This window comes from Streptomyces sp. NPDC044061 (genome assembly GCF_056434305.1).
This window is the reverse complement of sequence record NZ_JBWKFL010000092.1, coordinates 1-13,721: the sequence shown is the minus strand read 5'-3', so window position 1 is coordinate 13,721 and position 13,721 is coordinate 1. Positions and strand designations below refer to the sequence as shown.

12 protein-coding genes and 1 pseudogene are annotated in these 13,721 nt (G+C 68.9%); 9 read left to right on the top strand and 4 right to left on the bottom strand.

Translation table 11 applies throughout. The features are described 5' to 3' along the window. The 3 genes from AC07CM_RS48830 to AC07CM_RS48820 form a co-directional block, all read left to right on the top strand. On the top strand, window positions 1-563 hold a 563-nt coding region (locus AC07CM_RS48830), incomplete at its 5' end, for a molybdopterin cofactor-binding domain-containing protein (RefSeq protein WP_478883043.1). Between the two features lie 498 nt (window positions 564-1,061). After that, window positions 1,062-2,288 (top strand): hypothetical protein, encoded by a 1,227-nt coding sequence (locus AC07CM_RS48825; RefSeq protein ID WP_478883042.1) that lies wholly within the window; start codon window positions 1,062-1,064, stop codon window positions 2,286-2,288. 674 nt (window positions 2,289-2,962) lie between these two features. Further along, a complete protein-coding gene (locus AC07CM_RS48820) occupies window positions 2,963-4,216 on the top strand; it encodes a M23 family metallopeptidase (protein ID WP_478883041.1) in 1,254 nt (417 codons plus the stop codon). Window positions 4,217-4,453: 237 nt separating this feature from the next. Here AC07CM_RS48820 and AC07CM_RS48815 read toward each other — a convergent pair whose 3' ends face one another. Beyond that, window positions 4,454-4,615, bottom strand: coding sequence for a hypothetical protein (locus tag AC07CM_RS48815; protein ID WP_478883040.1), 162 nt, complete (start codon window positions 4,613-4,615; stop codon window positions 4,454-4,456). A gap of 417 nt (window positions 4,616-5,032) precedes the next feature. Here AC07CM_RS48815 and AC07CM_RS48810 point away from each other — a divergent pair, with 417 nt between their 5' ends. From AC07CM_RS48810 to AC07CM_RS48795, 4 genes are all read left to right on the top strand, one after another. Further along, on the top strand, window positions 5,033-6,316 hold the full coding sequence (locus AC07CM_RS48810) for an FG-GAP repeat domain-containing protein (RefSeq protein WP_478883039.1): 1,284 nt from the start codon (window positions 5,033-5,035) through the stop codon (window positions 6,314-6,316). A gap of 253 nt (window positions 6,317-6,569) precedes the next feature. Then, on the top strand, window positions 6,570-6,812 hold the full coding sequence (locus AC07CM_RS48805; RefSeq protein ID WP_478883038.1) for a LysR substrate-binding domain-containing protein: 243 nt from the start codon (window positions 6,570-6,572) through the stop codon (window positions 6,810-6,812). A 73-nt stretch (window positions 6,813-6,885) separates the two neighbouring features. After that, complete coding sequence (locus AC07CM_RS48800) at window positions 6,886-7,077, top strand: hypothetical protein (protein WP_478883037.1); 192 nt, start codon at window positions 6,886-6,888, stop codon at window positions 7,075-7,077. A 224-nt stretch (window positions 7,078-7,301) separates the two neighbouring features. Further along, window positions 7,302-8,921, top strand: coding sequence for a serine/threonine-protein kinase (locus tag AC07CM_RS48795; RefSeq protein WP_478883036.1), 1,620 nt, complete (start codon window positions 7,302-7,304; stop codon window positions 8,919-8,921). On the opposite strand, the gene AC07CM_RS48790 is transcribed toward AC07CM_RS48795, so the two are convergent. From AC07CM_RS48790 to AC07CM_RS48780, 3 genes and pseudogenes are all read right to left on the bottom strand, one after another. Beyond that, complete coding sequence (locus AC07CM_RS48790) at window positions 8,918-9,403, bottom strand: hypothetical protein (RefSeq protein WP_478883035.1); 486 nt, start codon at window positions 9,401-9,403, stop codon at window positions 8,918-8,920. The two genes, AC07CM_RS48795 and AC07CM_RS48790, sit on opposite strands and share 4 nt — an antisense overlap. A gap of 137 nt (window positions 9,404-9,540) precedes the next feature. Beyond that, complete coding sequence (locus tag AC07CM_RS48785; RefSeq protein ID WP_478883044.1) at window positions 9,541-9,942, bottom strand: transposase; 402 nt, start codon at window positions 9,940-9,942, stop codon at window positions 9,541-9,543. A gap of 95 nt (window positions 9,943-10,037) precedes the next feature. Continuing rightward, window positions 10,038-10,151 (bottom strand): annotated as a pseudogene (locus tag AC07CM_RS48780) (hypothetical protein); the annotation flags it as partial. 208 nt (window positions 10,152-10,359) lie between these two features. On the opposite strand from AC07CM_RS48780, the gene AC07CM_RS48775 reads away from it, so the two are divergent. Beyond that, window positions 10,360-11,781: a M1 family metallopeptidase gene (locus AC07CM_RS48775; protein WP_478883034.1), complete on the top strand. Its 1,422-nt coding sequence runs from the start codon at window positions 10,360-10,362 to the stop codon at window positions 11,779-11,781. Window positions 11,782-12,008: 227 nt separating this feature from the next. Then, the gene (locus AC07CM_RS48770) at window positions 12,009-13,217 is read left to right on the top strand and encodes an ISAs1 family transposase (protein ID WP_478883033.1); all 1,209 of its coding nucleotides are present in this window, start codon (window positions 12,009-12,011) and stop codon (window positions 13,215-13,217) included. The last annotated feature ends 504 nt before the right edge of the window (window positions 13,218-13,721 follow it).

The following is a 13,721-nucleotide window of genomic DNA, read 5'->3' as shown; positions in this document are numbered from 1 at the left end:
TCACGGCCGCGGCCGACGAACTGCGCGACCGGCTGGCCCTCGGCACCGACATCCCGCCGGAGGGAATCACCGTGCGGTCGGACACCACCGCGGCCATCGGTGCCCTTGCCCCCGCCGAACGCCACTCCTTCGGCGCGCAGTTCGCCGAAGTGGCCGTGGACGTCACCACCGGCGAGGTGCGCGTGCGACGCATGCTCGGCATCTTCGCGACGGGCCGGATCGTCAACCCGCTCACCGCGCGCAGCCAGTTCGTCGGCGGCATGACCTGGGGCATCTCCATGGCCCTGCACGAGGAGGCAATCCGGGACCACGCCTCGGGCGGCCACGTCGGCGCCGACCTCGCCGGCTACCACATGGCCACCCACGCCGACGTCCCGCACATCGAGGCCGACTGGATCGACGACGACGACCCTGACGACCCGGTCAGGATCAAGGGCATCGGCGAGATCGGCATCGTCGGCGCCGCGGCCGCCATCGCCAACGCGGTCTGGCACGCGACCGGCACCCGCCACCGCAGCCTGCCGATCAGGCCCGACCGTGTCATACGCAGACACACCTCCTGACTCGTCCAGCCGCGGCTACTACCGCGGTGCTTGTCGTGGCTGAGGGTCAATTCAGGGGCTGTGTTCGCGTCATAGGTATTGGCTGGTGAGGGCTTGACGATGGCGTCGTCGACGCCAAGTCGACCAGTGCAGGAGACATGACTCAGCTCCCAGTTGACCGTCGTGAACGCCGGGAGGAGCTCGTGCCCTCTACGTGCCCGATCGCAAGGGAAATGCCAGGGAACACCGGGGAACGGTGGCGGTACGGCCGCAGGTGGCCAGGCGACTGGAACCCGTGCCCGTGCAGCCGGACCGCTCAGCAGCCGACGCTATTGCTCACGGCTGCGTTGGAGGCGGGTCGGTGCGCGGCGGGAGTCACCCGCATGCGTGCGGCGGCTGCGAGGTGGTCGTGGGGCGTCGATGCTGGGGGGCATGGGGACCGGTGGGCCGCAGAGCGGCGGTGAGGTGCGTGACAGTGCGGGGCCGCCCGGGTGGCGGCGGCGCGCCACGGGCTGCTGCATGGTGCTCGGGTTGCTGGTGTCGGCGGTTGTGCTCTTCCGGCTGGGGCTGTCGGATGCGCTGCGGGCGCTGACGTTCGGCGGCCGCGTCATGGGGGTGGTGTTCCTGGCGAGTGCGGTGGTGGAGGTGATGGCCGCAGGGGCTGTCTTCGACTTCTGGGGCCGGCGGGTGACGCAGTACTCGGGGCAGGCGGTCCTGTTGGGCGTGAGCATTGTGACGATGACGAGCCTGGTGCTGCTGGTGCTCCAGTGGGAGGGGGGATACCTGGCGGGGTGGTTCTGGCTGTGGACGGGCTTGGTGGCGTGGGCGGTGTGGGCCGTGTGGGTGGTGGCCCGGGAGAAGGTCTGGCAGGGGGTGCCGCATCCGCGGAGTTTCGCCACGGGCGTTGCGCTGTCTGCGCTGATCGGTTCCGCGAGCGTGACGTATTCGGCGATGTACGTCCCGTACGTGGCGCCGCCGAAGGTGCCGTTCATGGTGTCCTTCGGGAAGCCGGTGCTGAATCCGGACAGGAAGCGGTTGTACGTGCCAGCCCACGTCACGTTCCGCAATGAGGGTTCGGTGAGCATCTTCGTGATCGGGACGCTGTGGTCGGCGCAACTGTGGCCGTCCGCGTTCCGTACGCAGGGGACGGAGCGCAAGGAGTGGCGGCAGGAGCTGGGCGACGGCTGGGACACCAACCGGCAGGAAGAGTTCAACGCCGCTCCCCGCCTGCTGGCGGCGGGGCAGATTTCCAACGCGGGCGCCCGGCTCGACCCGGGTGACGACTTCTCCAAGGATGCCGTGGTCGAGGTGCCGCTGGCAGCCGGTCAGGGGCGGGTGGAGCTGTTCGCGCAGGTTTCGTTCATCCGAGCAGACCGTTGCAAGCTCGCCAACAGCTACGCAGGATCGATCGAGCGTTCGTGGAATACGGATTCGTCGAGGCAAGAGCACGTTCGGGATGCTCCTGCATGGCTGGCCGAGAAAGGTGACGACTACTTCCGCTACCAGTCGAGAATCTATCGGAGCAGTGAGGTGATGCGGATGACGCAGGCGCCGGACTGGGCCTCAATGTGGTGGGTAATCCCAAAGGGACACGACGCAATCCCATTCATGCAGGTACACATTTCCCGGCATCCCGACGGGCGGGAAGTGCTCAGTGAGGACGAGCAGGAGCCATACGGGATGAAGACCTTGAATCAGAGCGTCGACCAGCCGGTGGCCGTGCTGCGGCGGGCTGCCGGGGTTTGACGTCCCACCGTCCGCCGGCGCAGCACCGCCAAAAGAGGGCCGCCGGAAGCAGGGGCGCAGCTGGCGTGGAGAGATTCTTTGACGGTTCGTGTCGAGCAACTGCATGGCCAGCGGGCGGTCCGGGTCCGGGGCGACCAGCGTGTGCCCGTCACCCCAAACCGTCAGCTCGGGGTCCACGGCGCGCCGCTGCCAGAGGATCTTGCGCGCGCACGGCGCCGGGACCTTCGGTGACGGCCCGGCCACCGACAATCTCCACGGACCGACCGTGGCCGTGGTCCAGTGTTCGATCGCCGCCTTGATATCGGGAACGAGGAGCGCGACGCGGTGGATCAGTGAGGTGCGGGTCATGGTGGGGTCTGCTTCGTCATGTATCAGCAGCACCGGGCGTTGAACATGTGGGTCCTCCGCCGGTGGATCGGCACATGAATGCGGACGGTGTTTCCACGCTGAGTGGCGGGGCCCTGGTGCACCACTCACGGCTCACCGGGGGTTCAGGGAGGCAGGTTGGAGGCCCACCGGTCGGTGGACGCCCGCTCTCCGGTCGGTGGACGGCGGCTTCACGAGCCCGGCCCCTCCGTCGGACCATCAGGACGGCCGTGCATTCCTCGTACCGTGAGTTCCCACTTCATTTCGGTTTTCCTCCCAGGAGATCGGTTACTGCACGGGAATCGGATATGCGCAGGACACAGAAGGCAGGCCGCGTGTGTGCGGCCGCGGCGGCCGCTTCTCTGCTGGGCACGGGGCTCGGACTCACTTCCGCTGTCGCAGCCCCGATGCCGGCCACGCCCTCCCTCGCGGCGAATGACGGGCAGGCCGCGATCACGCCGGTCGTCGCGTCCCCGACGACCGTGCCCGTTCCGGTCCGGGGCACGGACGGCAAGACCCACCTCGCGTACGAGCTGACTCTCGTCAACGAGAGTCCGCTGCCAGCCACGCTGACTTCGGTGAGCGTGGCGGAACAGAACGGTCACCGCACCCTGCTGAAATTGGCCGGGAATTCACTGAAGACGCATTTCCGGCCGTCTGGTTCGGCACCGGACGCCGCGCCCACGGACCAGTTGTCGCCCGGGCGGCAGGGGCGGGTGTGGATCGATGCCGTGGTCCCCACCGGTACGCCGTTCCCCCTGCGGCTGCGGCACCTCCTCTCTGTGACCTATCCGAAGGCGGTCAGCATCGTCCCGAAGAATCTGACGGAGTCGGTCTCCGCCATGACGGTTCCCGACCGGCATCCGGTCGTCCTGCGGTCGCCGCTCGCCGGTGCGGGATGGCTCGACGGCAACGGATGCTGCGAGCAGGTGACTCCGCACCGGGCTTCTGCGTCCCCGCTGAACGGAACCGCTCGGTTCGCCGAACGATTCGCCGTCGACTTCGTGCGCCTGGACGCCGACAACCGGCTCTATACCGGTGCGGTGGACAAGGTGAGCAGCTATCCGTACTACGGCGTCCCCGTTCGGGCTGCCGCCGCCGGCGAGATCGTCTCGGTCGGTGACGACGTGCCCGACTCCACCCCGGGCACGTCTCCGACGAATCTCCCGCTTGAGGACTACGCGGGCAATCACGTCGTCGAAAGGCTGCCGAACGGCGAGTACGTCCTGTACGCCCACCTGAAGCCGGGCTCGACCAGAGGCAGAGTGCACGCCGGTCAGCAGGTCGCCGTCGGCGCCCAGATCGGGCAGCTCGGGGACTCGGGCAACAGCGACGCCCCGCATCTGCACTTCCAGGTGATGGACGGGCCGGACCCTCTCACCTATAACGGGCTGCCGTTCGTCTTCTCCTCCATGTCCTTGCAGGGGAACCTGGGCGGGTCCGTTGACCGCCTTTTCGAGGGCGAAACGGCCCGGATCACCCCGGCGGCGCCAGACCGGGCCGCCGCAAACGACGAGATGCCCCTCTATCTCAACCAGGTCAGCTTCCCCAAGCATCAGTGAGGGGGTCGGTGCATGGGCGGGACAGTGCAGGTGGGGCGTCGGCGAGTCCGACGGCGGCGCTCCATGCCCTCATTGCGTTCGGCCATATGGCCCTCGGCGACCTCGCGGGCGCCGACGCTTCTCCGGCTCCTGCTTCGTGACGAACACGCACGCCGACGGGAATCGGTCGATCGCGCTCAGGGGAACCGGGTCGTCCAGCCAGGGCACGCATCCAAGGATGGCGGGGTCGAGGGACCACTACTGCCTCCCGAGGCCGTCGGGATCGGTGAGGAACTCGTCCATCCCGGCAACCAACCCAGCGAGCACGTCCGTACCGAAGGAGGCGTTACTGCTGCGCCGACCGATGCCGGCCCGGACACGAAAGGCGTCTGGGAATTTCAATCTGTTGTCGTCGCTCATCGTTCGTCCCCGATCAAGCGCGGGGCCGAGCTCGGGTTCGTCATCGGCTGTGCGCGTGGGCCGGCGGTGATGGGCTGCCGGCAGCGGTTGTGGCGATTCTTCTTCTGCTGGTGTGCGGAGCCGGGGTGCAGGGTCCGGTGGGGTTCGGTCGTTGGGGGGACAACCTTGTGGGTGCTTCGGGAGTCATCCCCGCGAAAAGTCTTGGGTGCGGTCCTGTCCCCGTGAGTTCTCCTGGAGTCCGCCATGCGTATGCGCCGCCGGTCTGCTGCCGTTATGGGGTTTGCTCTGTTGTTCGCGGTTGCGGGGAGCGGCGGTCGCCACCCTTCCGCCAGCGACCGGTTTGCCCGTCCCCCGGCCGGAAGGCCCGCCGAGCGTCCTGATCCGGGTGACTTCAACGGAGACGGTTACGACGACTTCGTGGATGTCGTGGAGTCGAAGTCGGCGGATGGCCAGAGGTATGCGGAGAGTCTGGTCGTGGTGTACGGGTCGCGGGCGGGCCTGGATACGGCCACAGCGCGGCGGACGTCGGCCGGCAGCGGGCTGTATGCGACGTTCCTGTCGGCGCCGCTGCGTGCCGACCTGGACGGTGACGGTTTCACGGACCTGGTCGGCAGCCGTGGCGTGAGCGGGGCCGAATCCGAGTCGTTCGCGCTGTTCGGCGGCGCGCACGGGTTGGGCGTCGCCCGCCGGATCGGTCTGCCCGCCGGATTTCGTCCGTTGGCTGCCGCCGACTTTGACGGCGATGGCTCCGTGGACCTGCTCGACGGCGGCCGCGGCGGCCCGGACGACGCGGACCCCACTGGGCTGGGCGGTGACGGCCTGCTCCTGTATGGCCCCTTCGACCGGACGGGGGCACCGGCCAGGCAAGCCGTGCTCGACCTCGGCCAGCACGGCGCCGCGCCCGCCTCGGCGACCACCGGTGACTTCGACGGCGACGGCAGGGCCGAGCTGGTGCTGACTTACTCCTACGACGCCGAGGAGGAAGATAGCGTGCCCGCCGGTCTGCACTCGGTCGGTGTGTACGAGGGCGGCGAGCAGGGGCTGGTGCGGGACACTCGTCAGGAGGCGGGCATCGAGGACCTGGCGGCGACCGACGACGGCCTGCGCGCCCCGGCCGCCGGCGACGCGGACGGCGATGGCCTTGCCGACCTGTTGGTGCCCACCCAGCTGGCGGTAGCTCCGGCAGACATGCCGGGCGCGAGTGGTGCTTTGACGATCCTGTACGGGGCGAAGTCCGGTCTGGACACGGGCCGCGAGCGGACCGTGATCGGTGGCACGCAGAGCACCGACCGGCGCCGTGTCGACTTCGGCTCGTCACCTGCCGTCGGCGATGTGGACGGGGACGGGAGACCGGATGTGGTGGTGAACACCCCGAATTTCCGGCGCCACGACGGCAAGGTGACGCTGCTACGCGGCGGCGCGGACGGGGCCCAGTCCCTCGACGGGGAGCAGGTGATCGACGCGGAGAGCGACGGTCTGCCCGGAACTCCGAATCCGCACTACTGGAATGCCTTCCGCCACCGTCCTCCGTTGCTCGACGTCGACGGCGACGGCCATGCGGACGCGGTTGTCTTCGGGCCGCTGTACGAGAAGCGCAAGGGCGCGTATCTGGTGCTTCGGGGTGCTGACGACGGGTTCGACCCCACAAAGGCACGCCTGTTCACACCGGACGACATCGGCGTACCCCTGCGGCTGATGTAGCGCCCTTCTCTACGCCGTCGCCAGGGTGCCCGACCAGCGGCGGCTGTCGTGGAGTGCGGAGGCCAGCCGGGTTCGTCCGCCGTTCCGGCTTCCGCTCCCCGGCCGTCCTTGCGTACCGGTCGGGCCCGCCGATGCGTCGTCTCCGCAACCCGCCTGGCACTGTTCACCCTCACAGACGCCCACAGGCTGCTAAACGTTTTGCAGCACCTCGGCCGCTGCCCCCGGCTCACGTATTGGTCTCCACCATCAACGGATGGCCTCGGTGGCAGTGGTCGACCTGCCCGCTCTCATCGGACAGTTGCACGCTCGGCACCCGGCGGTCGACGTCCGCCTGCGGCCGGCGACGACGGGCCCGGCCGGACTCGCGCACGACCTGCTCGCCGGTGACCTGGACGTGGCCTTCCTGTCGCTGCCACAGCACAGGCCCGGCGGGATCGACGCGCGTGAGCCGGCCACCGTTCCGCTGCTCCTCGCGGTCCCGGAGCGCCGCCCCTGACGGCGTGCGGAAGTCGCGCCCAGGGCCCTTTCGAGCGAGATGTTCATCGACTTCCCGCCGTGGTGCGGCAACCGTGAGGTCGTGGACCGGGCCTTCACGGCGCTGGGCGTCGCACGCCGGGTGGCGCCTGGAGGTGCCCGACATCGGCATGGGCGCCGCTCTGGTCCGGCACGGGCTGGGCATCGCCTTCCTGCCCGCGTTCGCCGTCCCACACGCGCCCCCGGGGCTGAGCGTGGTGAGCGTGTGGGGCCCGGATCTGCGCTGAAGCATGCGCGTGGGTACGTCCTCCACCCGGCGGCTCAGCGCTGCGCGCGCTGCTGGGCCTCGTCGACTCGCACGGGGTGGCGCTGCGACGGACCGTTCGACGAAGGACCGCAACTTCACGCTGATTTCATTCAGTTGATGAAGCGTCAATAGGGAGCGCCGTGGCTCCCGCGGCGCCGTACACTGATCGCTCGCTGACCCATCACAGGCTCGGGGGTGCCAGGCATGGAGCCGCTCGCGGCGGATGATCCGGTCGAGGTGGGCGGGTACCGGCTTCTCGGCACGCTCGGTCAAGGCGGGATGGGCCGGGTGTATCTGGGACGCGGCACGAGCGGCCGGATGGCGGCGATCAAGGTCGTGCACCGTCACCTCGCCGGCGATACGCGGTTCCGTGCCCGGTTCTCGCGCGAGGTCGCGGCGGCTCAGCTGGTCGGGGGCAGATGGACGACGCCTGTGCTGGACACCGCCCCGGACGCCGAGGTGCCATGGGTGGCGACCGGTTACGTCGCTGGTGTCGATCTGTCGCGCGTGGTCGCCGAACACGGACCGTTGTCCGAGGAGTCGCTGCGGGCCATGGGTGCCGGGCTGGCCGAAGCGCTGGCCAACGTGCACGCGCTCGGTCTCGTGCATCGCGATGTCAAGCCGTCCAACGTTCTGCTCACGCTCGACGGTCCTCGTCTGATCGACTTCGGTATCGCCAGGGCGGCCGAGGCGACGACGCACCTCACGTCCACCGGGATCGCCATCGGTTCGCCCGGTTTCATGGCGCCCGAGCAGGTGACCGGGGACGCCGTCACCCCGGCCACCGACCTGTTCTCCTTCGGGGCTGTCCTGGTGTACGCGGCCAGCGGGCACGAGCCGTTCCCCGGGGACAGCGCCGCTCAACTCCTGTACAAGGTCGCGCACGCCGACCCGGACCTCGATGGTGTCGAGCCCGCTGCGCTGCGGGACCTGACCGCGGCGTGTCTGGCCAAGGACCCGGCCGCACGCCCCGAGGCGCCGGACGTGGTCCGGGAACTGATGGGCAGCGCCGGGAGCACATCGTCCCTGTTCGCTTCGTCCCACTGGCTGCCCCGGTCGGTGGCGGACGACATCAGCCGCCGGGCGGTGAGCCTGCTGAGCCTGGAGTCGGCACCGCCTTCCTCTTCCGGACCCGCACAGGTCCGCACACCGACCGCTGTGGACGAGCGGAAGGATCAACCGGTCGGCTCCACGGCACAGCCCGCCTCCCCGCACGCCGTCACGGTGACAGCCACCGCCCACAAGGCGGGGCGACAGCCAGCGGCCGCCCGCCCGGCCTCCCGAACAGTTGGTGCGGAGCGGCAGCCCCGGTCATCCGTCCCCTCCAACCCCGCCACTGGCACGCCGCGAAAGCCCTCCGCGAAGGGGCGTGGAGCGGTGGCCGCCGCCATCGCCGTCATGGCCGTCCTCGGTGCCGTGGTCTTCCACGCCGACATCGAGAGACTCTTCATGAAAGCCGATCAGACCGACCAGGACGCACTGCCCAAGAGGTACCTCGGCACCTGGAAGGACCTACCGCGAACAACGGTCACGTTGTCCTCGGGACGAGTAGGAGACGAACTGGGCTCGATGATCGCTCAGTCCGACGACTCGGGCACGAGCATCACGTGCACGTACACCCTGAAACTCGTCAGTGTCCAGCCGGGAGGGTGGAGAGCCGACTTCGACGCCGCTCCAGCGCCCGACGCCCGCGGTCAGTGCGCCGCGCGGACGACGATGTGGATCCAGTACTGGAGAGACGACCAGAACAGCATGATCTACATGACGAGAGACCCGGTCTCCTGGTCGGGCAGTCTCAAACGCAGTGGCCCGCAAGTGAACTAGGGCTTGTCTCCTTGACCATCTACTGGCCGGGGCGCGTGCAGATGGTCCATGGTGGTGCCGTCGGGATTCCGCCCGAAGGCGGCCTCTAGAACGGCAGGGAGGTCTGCCTCAGCGACCGTGGCGCGCACCTTCGTCAGGACATGGCGGAAGGTGTCATCGTCGATGGCGCCCATGTGCTCCTGACGGAGTTGGTAGATGATCTCGACGAGTTCGGGCTTCAGCCGCATCCAGGCACGGGAGGTGCGGATCTCTTCATCGACTTGGTTCATGAACCAGCGCATGACCTCGTAGGGAACTTCCACGTGTGGCCCGAGAGGGTTGAAGCACACCGTCGGCTCCCGTGCCGGATCCTCGTCGGGAACGACTGCGGTCACGAGATTCCGTTGCCCGGCCACGAGGTCCAGTTCCAGGTACCAGGCGTCATCGGGCACGGAGTACATCGCGGTGATCGTGTAGTCGCCGTCGGGGTGTCGGAAGGCCATTGCCGCATACTGTCACGCTGGGCTGGGGGCGTGCCTCTCCAATACGTGGCCCGACGTCCGTATCCCCGCGCCCATATGAGGATGGCGGCGAGGTGGAGTGCCAGGGCCGCGTCGTTCAGGTGATGTGTCCTGGTTGATCACATGATGCCGAGGGTGATCAGTGGACGGTTGGCGTCGCGGGTGTGGTGCCGGAGTCCAGCGGCGATGTTCGTCTGGTTGGCGAGTCGGAGAGCGCCGATGGCCAGGTTGCGCAGGGATGCCATGGCACGTGGAGCGGTGCCGGTGCGTACGCGGGAGGCGTCCTCGGCGTACGTGGTGTCCCTGACGTGGTGGATCTTGTTCTCGATGCCCCAGTGGCCGCGGACGCGGCGGGCGATCTCGGTTGCGTCGGCCTGCTCCGCGGTCAGGTCGGTCACCCCGTAGATGCGTTCCAGGGTGACCTTGCCGGTGGTGGCGATCCGTCGGCGGCGCACGACGGTGGCGTCGGCCCTGGTCCCGGCGGGGATCGGAGTTCCAACTGCCTTGGAATGGACGTTGATTCGTCGGTGTCCACGCTGATCCGCGCGGCGAGTAGCGCCCTCTGTGTCTCTGCCATAGGCAGCGCGGAGAGCAGTTTCAACCTACGTAACTACGGAGTGCCGTAGGAGGTGGAGAACGTCTGCGCGTTGTCGGGATGCTTGTGCAGCAGGTAGCCGAGGTCGGTCGCGGGGCGTTCGGAGGTGCCGGTGGTGGTGATGGTCAGGAACACGTAGCCAGGCCTCATGGAAGGGGATGAACTGCGGATGGGTTGAACCGGGATCCTTACTGTGCGCCAACGTACAGCGAACATCCCCTGCGTACCCTGGCATTTTCGCCGCCCAAGCGGAGCCGACCTCCCCTCTTCGCGCGGGCCTGTGTCGGCCGTGGGGAACCCTGTGACAAGATCCGCTGGCATGTCATCTGTCATGTCGTCTGCCATGCCTTCGTTGCTTTCGTCGCCCAGGGGCCCCTCAAGAACCGGTCGCCGTCTGCTGGTCGCCCTGCTCGCGCTGATCGCGACTGCAGGCTCCACCGTGGCCGAGGCCGGCACGCCGTCCGGCCCGGCGCCCGGCGCCGCGGTGAGAGCGGCCGAACCCGCGACGCCCGACCGCCCCAGCTACGACGTGAAGCTGCGCGCCGACGCCGACGGCTCCCACTGGGCGGGCCGGCAGACGGTGTCCTTCCGCAATGCCTCCAGCCGGCCCCTGCGTGAGGTGTACATACGCCTGTGGGGCAATGGCGAGGACGGCTGCGGGACATCCGGAAGACCGTCCCCCGTCCGCGTCTCCCACGTGCGCGGCGGCACTCCGGGCCGCCCCGGCGTGAAGTGCACGGCGCTGCGCATCACTCTGCCGAGGCCGCTCGCACGCGGTGAGCGGACGGCCGTCTCCTTCGACGTGGCCCTCACCGTGCCCGCACGCAACAACCGCTTCGGCCGCGAAGGCGCGTTCCGCTTCCTGGGCAACGCGCTGCCGGTCCTCGCCGTGCACGACGCGAGGGGGTGGCACCTCGATCCGTATGTGTCGTACGGCGAGAGCTTCTACACCCTGGCGAGCGACTTCCGTGTGCGCCTCGACCACCCGTCCGCCCTCAAGGTCCCAGCGACCGGCAGCACATGGACCCGCTCCGGCGGTACCGGGCGTACGGTCACCCACAGCGTCGCCAAGCGGGTGCGGGACTTCGCATGGGCGGCGGGCCCGTTCCGCACCGCGACCCAGACCTCGCCCGACGGCGTGCGCGTGAAGTCGTACTGGTCGCCGAACACGCCCGCCGCCGGTGTCCGCCTCAACCGCAAGGACGGCGTCGCCGCCATCGACCGGTTCGGCAGGGAGTTCGGCCGCTATCCGTACGGCGAGATAGACCTCGTGATGACCCCCGGGTTCACCGGCGGCATGGAGTACCCCGGCCTGGTCATCCTCGGCACCGAGGAGGAGGGCGGCGCCACCGTCCATGAGATCGCCCACCAGTGGTGGTACGGCGTCGTGGGCAACGACGAGTACAACTCACCCTGGCTGGACGAGAGTTTCGCTCAGTACGCCAACGCGCGCTACTACCGCTGGGACGGGTTCGAGTGCTCGCCGGACGACTCCTGGCCGAGTGCCACCGCCGCGCTCACCAACTCGATGGCCTACTGGTCTACACACCGTGGCGAGTACTTCCAGGTCGTGTACGGGATCGGCCCCTGCGTCCTGGCCGACCTGGAGCACGTCCTCGGGGCCGGCACCATGGCGCGCCTCATCAAGAAGTACGCCCACGACCACTGGTACGGCTTCTCCACCACCGTCGACTTCAAGAAGGCCGCACAGTCGATGACGCACAGGGACCTCGGCCCCTTCTGGCGGAAGCACCGCATCCGCTGAAGTCGCACTCCGCTCGCGGGTGACGGGCGTACCCCGTCGGCGCCACGATGACGGTGACCGACGGGGTACGCGGGCAGGGCGGCGTCGTTCCGGCGGTGCATCCGGGTTGATGGCGCTTCAGGAGCTGTGACAGGACTGCGGGTTGGTCGGCGGGGGCTGACGCGGAGGCAGGCACGACTTCCGGTGATCATGAGGTGTCGAGCCCCTGATCACCACGACGGAAGACCGTGCCTGCCGGCTCATCCTCGCTCATTCCGCGCCCTCTGGGCCAACTCGCCGACACCGCGCCGACCGCCCCCGACGACCTCCCCGGCCTGCTGACCTGCCTGGCTCAGGTGCCCGATCCCCGCCGGGACCAGGGCCGACGCCACCCGCTCGCCTTCGTCCTCTCCCTGGCCGCGTGCGCGGTCCTGGCCGGGGCGAAGTCCCTGGCCGCGATCGCGGAGTGGGCCGCCGACGCCCCGCCCAACGTCCTGGCCCGGCTCGGTGGCCCATGCCGGGAGCCGGGCCCCGGCCCCGTCGCCCCGGCCGAGGCCACCGTGCGTCGTGTCCTCCAACGCATCGACGGCGACGCGCTGGATACAGCCGTCGGAAGTTGGCTCGCCGGGCGCGAACGCGCCGCCGGCCAGGAGGAGAACGACAGCGACCGGCGGCCCCTGCCCTCCCTCGCCGTGGACGGCAAGACCGTGCGCGGTGCCCGCCGCACCGACGGCACCCAGGTCCATCTGCTCGCCGCGATGACGGGGATCGGCCTGGTCACCGCCCAGCGCGAGGTGGACGCCACGACCAACGAGATCACCGTCTTCCAGCCCCTGCTTGCCCCGCTCAACCTGCACGGCACGGTGGTCACCTTCGACGCCCTCCACTCGCAGACCGCCCACGCGCGCTTCCTCGTCGAGGACAAGCACGCCCACTACATCGCGCTGATCAAGGGCAATCAGCCCACCCTGCACCAGTGGCTGAAGGCCCTGCCATGGCGGGAAGTGCCACTCCTGGACAAGACGCGGGCCACCGCGCACGGCCGCGACGAGATCCGCCGGATCAAGGCCGCCGCCGTCGCCGGGATCGCGTTCCCACACGCGGTGCAGGCCGTCCAGATCGTGCGCCGCCGACGGATCGCCACCACCGGCAAGGTCACCCTGGAACGCATCTACGGGGTGACCGACCTGACCGCGGAGCAGGCCGACGCAACCGAGATCGCCCGCCGCGTCCGCGGCCACTGGGGCATCGAGAACAAGATCCACCACGTCAGGGACACCACGTACGCCGAGGACGCCTCCCGCGTACGCACCGGCACCGCTCCACGTGCCATGGCATCCCTGCGCAACCTGGCCATCGGCGCTCTCCGACTCGCCAACCAGACGAACATCGCCGCTGGACTCCGGCACCACACCCGCGACGCCAACCGTCCACTGATCACCCTCGGCATCATGTGATCAACCAGGACACATCACCTGAACGACGCGGCCCTGGGTGGAGTGCTGCCTGGTAAACGATGGCGAGGAGCTTGTCGGTTCACATAGCAAGGCCCGCGCCGCTGCTTGAGCCGCTCGGCGAGGTGGCGGGGGCCCGAACCAGGGGCGCTTGATACTCGTGGGCCCGCGTATTCAACTGTCGTGTACGTGTATGGGTCCACCGGCAGCCTCGACCAGTGAATTCGGGTGACGAGGTCTGGGGGCGTTGAGTTTTGGCAAGCGGTGATGCGCTGGTGGGAGACGGCAGGGCTGCGGCAGATGCGCGACTATGTAGCCCGGCGTCCAAGGGAGGGTCCAATGCTGATCGACTTCGTCCCCGATGGGAACCTATACCCTTTTGAATCGCGTTGGTTCGATTCGTCCTTAGGTACAATGCCGTTGCATTACGGGCCCGCGAGTTGAGGTCTTGTGATGAGGATGGCTTGCACGCCGGTGCGGGTCGGTTGGGGCCAGGCATGGTGTTCG